The organism is Cryobacterium frigoriphilum, from assembly GCF_004403305.1.
Taxonomy (GTDB): domain Bacteria; phylum Actinomycetota; class Actinomycetes; order Actinomycetales; family Microbacteriaceae; genus Cryobacterium; species Cryobacterium frigoriphilum.
This window is the reverse complement of sequence record NZ_SOHE01000075.1, coordinates 1-4677: the sequence shown is the minus strand read 5'-3', so window position 1 is coordinate 4677 and position 4677 is coordinate 1. Positions and strand designations below refer to the sequence as shown.

General features: G+C 65.2%; 3 protein-coding genes and 3 tRNA genes. 3 read left to right on the top strand and 3 right to left on the bottom strand.

From position 1 onward, the window contains the following. Positions 1–843, bottom strand: an 843-nt coding sequence (locus E3T55_RS17475) for a coiled-coil domain-containing protein (RefSeq protein WP_478213440.1), incomplete at its 3' end; no start/stop codon positions are given. A gap of 70 nt (positions 844–913) precedes the next feature. Further along, positions 914–2362 (bottom strand): M23 family metallopeptidase, encoded by a 1449-nt coding sequence (locus tag E3T55_RS17470; RefSeq protein WP_134520825.1) that lies wholly within the window; start codon positions 2360–2362, stop codon positions 914–916. Between the two features lie 294 nt (positions 2363–2656). On the opposite strand from E3T55_RS17470, the gene E3T55_RS17465 reads away from it, so the two are divergent. From E3T55_RS17465 to E3T55_RS17455, 3 genes are all read left to right on the top strand, one after another. Further along, positions 2657–2729 (top strand) — tRNA-Glu (locus E3T55_RS17465). 89 nt (positions 2730–2818) lie between these two features. Then, positions 2819–2892 (top strand) — tRNA-Asp (locus E3T55_RS17460). Between the two features lie 65 nt (positions 2893–2957). Then, a tRNA-Phe gene (locus E3T55_RS17455) sits at positions 2958–3030 on the top strand. 133 nt (positions 3031–3163) lie between these two features. Here E3T55_RS17455 and E3T55_RS17450 read toward each other — a convergent pair. Then, positions 3164–4210 (bottom strand): dipeptidase, encoded by a 1047-nt coding sequence (locus E3T55_RS17450; RefSeq protein WP_134520824.1) that lies wholly within the window; start codon positions 4208–4210, stop codon positions 3164–3166. Positions 4211–4677 lie beyond the last annotated feature (467 nt).

The window sequence follows — 4677 nt, the reverse complement described above, 5'->3', positions numbered from 1 at the left end:
GGGTGCCGACGCCGCGGGAGTCTGCTGCCGGGTGGCCTGCGCGGCAATGGCGGCCGCAGCGGCCTGCGCCGCGGCGAAAGCCTCCGCGGCGGCCGCGGCGTCGAGGCCGGTCTGGTAGCTGCGCTCGGCCTCCGCCGTGGTGTCTTTCAGCAGGGCCAGTTGTTCGTACAGTTCCTGTGACTTGCGCTGCTCGGTCTCGAGGGCGGCCTGCGTGAGCGCGGCCGCCGCGGATGCCTCCTCGAACCGGGTCGCGGATTGCTCGGTCAGGCGCTCCCGCTCGGCCTGTGCGGCGGCGGCCTGGTCGGCGAGAGAGGAGGCCGTGTTGGCGTCCTGGGAGGCCTCAGCGTAGATGCGCGCCGACTGTTCGCTGAGCTTGCTCGCGGTGCCGAGCTGCCCCAGCAGGTCGTCGGCGCCGTTTCCGTTCAGAAAGAGGTTGAGCGAGAGGCTTTGGGCGCCCGTCTTCGCGAGGTGCGCTGCGATCAGGCCGGCGCGCAGTTTCGAGGTATCAGCCGTGGCCTGCGCGGCCACGGCCTGGCCCGTGAGGCTCGACTCGCGCAGCACGGCCGCATCGAGATCGTCCTGGGTGATGCGGTAGGCCTCGGCCGCGATCTGCGACTGCGTCGCCGCGTCGGCGGCGGTCGTCTGCAGCCCGACAAGCAGTTCCGTCAGGTTCTCGATCTCGGCCTGTTTGGTGTCCTCGTTGAGCTTGGCCTGCTCCACATCGGTCCAGCTCGGGTAGTCCTCATCGGCAACGGCGGCCGGGGCCGTGAGGCCGAACGAGGCCGCCACTGCTCCCACGGCAACGGCCGAGAACAGGGTGATCGGGCGAACTGAGCGGCGCACTCGGCGCGTCGGCCGAGAACGCGGCGGTGTAGCTGCGGTACCGGATTGCGTGCCGGTGCCTGGGCGAACGTTATCCAAGGGTGGCGCCACGGGCCGACATGAACGGAACCGCGTTGCTGCGAACTCCGTCAAGCCAGACCTCGAAGTGCAGGTGGCACGCGGTCGACGCGCCGGTGGATCCCGAGCTGGCGATGTTCTGTCCGACGCTGACCTGCTGGCCGGCGCTGACGAACACACCGCCGTCGACGATGTGGGCGTAGCCGGTGGAGACACCGTTGCCGTGGTCGATCTTGACGAAGTTACCGTAGGTTCCGAGGCGACCGGCATAGGTGACGGTGCCTCCGCTCGCGGCATAGATCGGCGCGTAGCAGCCGGTACCGAGGTCGGTTCCGTAGTGGTACCCGCCGCTGCAGCTGCCGCCGCCGCAGATCACCGAGCGGGGGCCATAGCCTCCGGTGATGCGGCCGCTGGCCGGAACGCCCCACCCGGAGCCGCTCGTGTAGCCGCCGCCGAGACTGGCACCGGCGGAGCTGCCACCCGAACTAGAGCTGCCACCAGACGGCCGCGCTGCTGCAGCAGCAGCGGCTGCGGCTCGTGCGGCCGCTGCGGCGGCTTCGCGGGCAACGCGCTCCGCTTCCACTCGCTCGGCCTCGATGCGGGCTCGTTCAACGACTCCGGCCTGATAGCCAGCGGATGTTGTCGCCTCGGCATCCTGCAGGAACGCAAGCTGAGCAGCGAGTTCGACGCTCTTCGCTTCCGACTCGGCGAGGGCGCCCGCGGCGGCGTCGGCCGCGGCCTGCGCGGCCTCGAGTGCACCCTCGGCGGCGATGCGCAGGGCTTCCCGCTCGGTCTGCGCTTCCTTCGCCGAGTCCCCGAGGGCCTGAGCGCTGTTCTGCGCGGTCTGGGCTTCTTCGTAGACGCCGGTGCTGCGTTCGACGAGCTTGCTCATGTTGCCCAATTTGGACAGCAGGGCATCGGCGCCGTCCACGTCGCCGGTCGACCCGGACTCGGCCGAACCGGACGAGTCGCCATCGAGGAAGAGGTTCACGCTGAGATCGGTGCCGCCCGTGCGGTAGAGCTGGGCGGCGAGCTGCCCGGCCTGGCGAGTGGCGGCATCCGCTACCGTGGCGCTCGCGTCGGCCTGGGCCTGCAGGTCGGTCGCCCGGCGAGTGGCGTCGTCATATTTCTCCTGGGCGACCTCGAGCTCAAGGCCGCGGGCCTCTGACTCGGCCTGGGTCTGTTCGACCTGCGCCTGAAGACCGGTGATCAGACCCTGAATCTCGGTGACTTTGCCGGCCGCCGATGACGTGTTGGCCTTGGCGTTCTGCAGGTCTTCCCAGGAGGGATACTCGATGGCCTGCGCCGCAGAAACGGGTGCGAGCAGCGTGGCGAGCAGCGCAAGCGTCGCAACGAGGCCGGCGACAGAGAAGGCGGTGTGCTGCGCACGGTCGGATGCGGGAGCGCGAAACCGTCGTAGGGCGGTTCGGCCGCGGCCGATCACGAGTTCCGTGCGATTCATTACTCCCCGATCGGGCCTGGGCTTACGAAAATACTGACTACTGCACAATTCACTACTGCACGACGGGGTGTCACGTCGAAACGTCCGTTAACAGAATTCACAATAACAAACCGCACGCTATTCACCCAATGTCGAAACGAATCTAACCCGCCACGGGGGTGGAACACCGTTGATTCGTGGGCGTGGTGTGAGCTCACATCGACCAGTTCTTAGGCAGTTTTCGCTCAATTTGGGAAAATGGCGATTCACCCTTTATGATTACTCGTCGGCAGCCATTCAGTTTGTGGCCGCTTCGGCCCCATCGTTTAGTGGCCTAGGACGGCGCCCTTTCACGGCGTTAACACGGGTTCGAATCCCGTTGGGGTCACGCAAGTGATGGGCAACAGTTTCACGTGTACACAGCAGGACAAAAAATAGAATAGTCTTACCAAGTGCCTCGCACACAGATTCACTCGAGGCCCTGTAGCGCAGTTGGTTAGCGCGCCGCCCTGTCACGGCGGAGGTCGCCGGTTCAAGTCCGGTCAGGGTCGCAAAGGCAAAAGCCCTTTCGAAAGGAAGGGCTTTTCGTCTTAGAGAGCGTGCTCGCACGCTTTCTGGCCCTGTAGCTCAGTTGGTAGAGCGTTCGACTGAAAATCGAAAGGTCACCGGATCGACGCCGGTCGGGGCCACTGAAATCCTCATAAGCCACGTGCTTACGGGGATTTTTTCGTTTCTGCGGAAGTCTTTCGGGCTTGCTGAGCGGGTCCCCGTATCGTCGGCGCGCCCAGCGACCTGGGCGGTGGTGCGGGACACCGCCCGGAGTCAGGCCAGAAACCTGCGGTAGTTGGCGTCGTTGGCCCGCAACACCCGCAGCACGTTCTGGTAGCCGAGTTTCAGCAGGTCCTCCCGCTGCCAGCCGCGGGAGGCCAGTTCAGCGAACAGGTTCGGGTAGTCGGCCACGGTCTCAAGGCCCAGAGGCATCTCGGGGCTGCCATCGAAGTCTCCCCCGATACCGATGTGGTCGATGCCGGCGACGCGTCGAGCGTGCTCAACGTGGTCGGCCACGTGGGAGACCGTCACGATCGGCGCCTCACCGTTCGAACCGGCATCCTGCCAGGAGCGAAAGTCGGCCGAGATGAATGAGGGCACGAAGGTGATCATCTGCACGCCGCCATTCTGCGCGAGCCGGGCCAGGATCTCGTCGGGTGCGTTGCGCGGGTGCGGGTTGAGCGCGAAGCACGAGGAATGGCTGAAGATGAGCGGCAGCACGCTTGCATCGAGCGCATCGCTCATGGTCGCCGCCGAGACGTGCGAGAGATCCACGATCATGCCGATACGGTTCATTTCGGCAATGACCTCACGGCCTCGATCATTGATGCCGTCGTACAGCACCTCGCCAACGGCAGCATCGGCCCACTCTGTGGAGGAATTCCAGGTCAGGGTCATGTAGCGCACGCCTGCCCTGGCGAATTCGCGCAGCACGGCCAGGGAATTGTTCATCTGGTTGCCGCCCTCGACCCCGAGCAGCGATGCGACATGCCCCGTCTCCTGCGCCCGGTCGACGTCTGTTGCAGTCACGGCCCACTGCAGGTCACCCGGATACGCCTCGACCATGCGGTGCACAAAGTCGATCTGCTCCAGGGTGGCCTGCACGGAGTCGGCACCCTCAAGATCGGTGTGCACCCAGACCGACCAGAACTGGCCCTGCACTCCGCCACGGCGGAGCTTGGGGATATCCGTCTGCAGCAGACTCAGCGCGGAGTCTGGCTCCGAGTCGAGACCGGCCACCGAGTACTCACGCTTGTCACGGCAGGCCCAGGCCAGGTCATTGTGCCCGTCGATCACCGGAATAAGGTCGTGCTGCGTCATGCAAGGTCCCCCTGAGTCTCGTCCCGCCAGCCTACGGCCCATGGCCAGCCAGATCACGTGCAATCGTTCCCTCACGTGACCGCGGTGCTGGCCGCCGTGGTGCGGGGCGCGGAGCACGGAGTGTCAGTGGGTGGTGAGAGGCTCGGTTGCAGAGCGAGCCGATTCGATTTCCGGCAGGTGACGGATGTTGCACCTCGTTCAGTCGGCAGACTGGGCCGCTACTCGGAGTGTCGATAAATACCAGACTCAGGAAAAGTTCTTGAGATTCTCTGGTACTTTTCTCCATTCAAGAGCAAACTGAGAATATGTCACAGACACTCCCGTCGGACACAGATGCCGACCACGATCCGGTTTCACGCCTCGCTCACATCAACGAACTCCTCGCCAACGCTCTCGAGGGACTCGTCTTCCCGCTGGTCGCCGATGATGAATCGCTCGCACTTCTCGATGGTCTTGAACAGATCGGC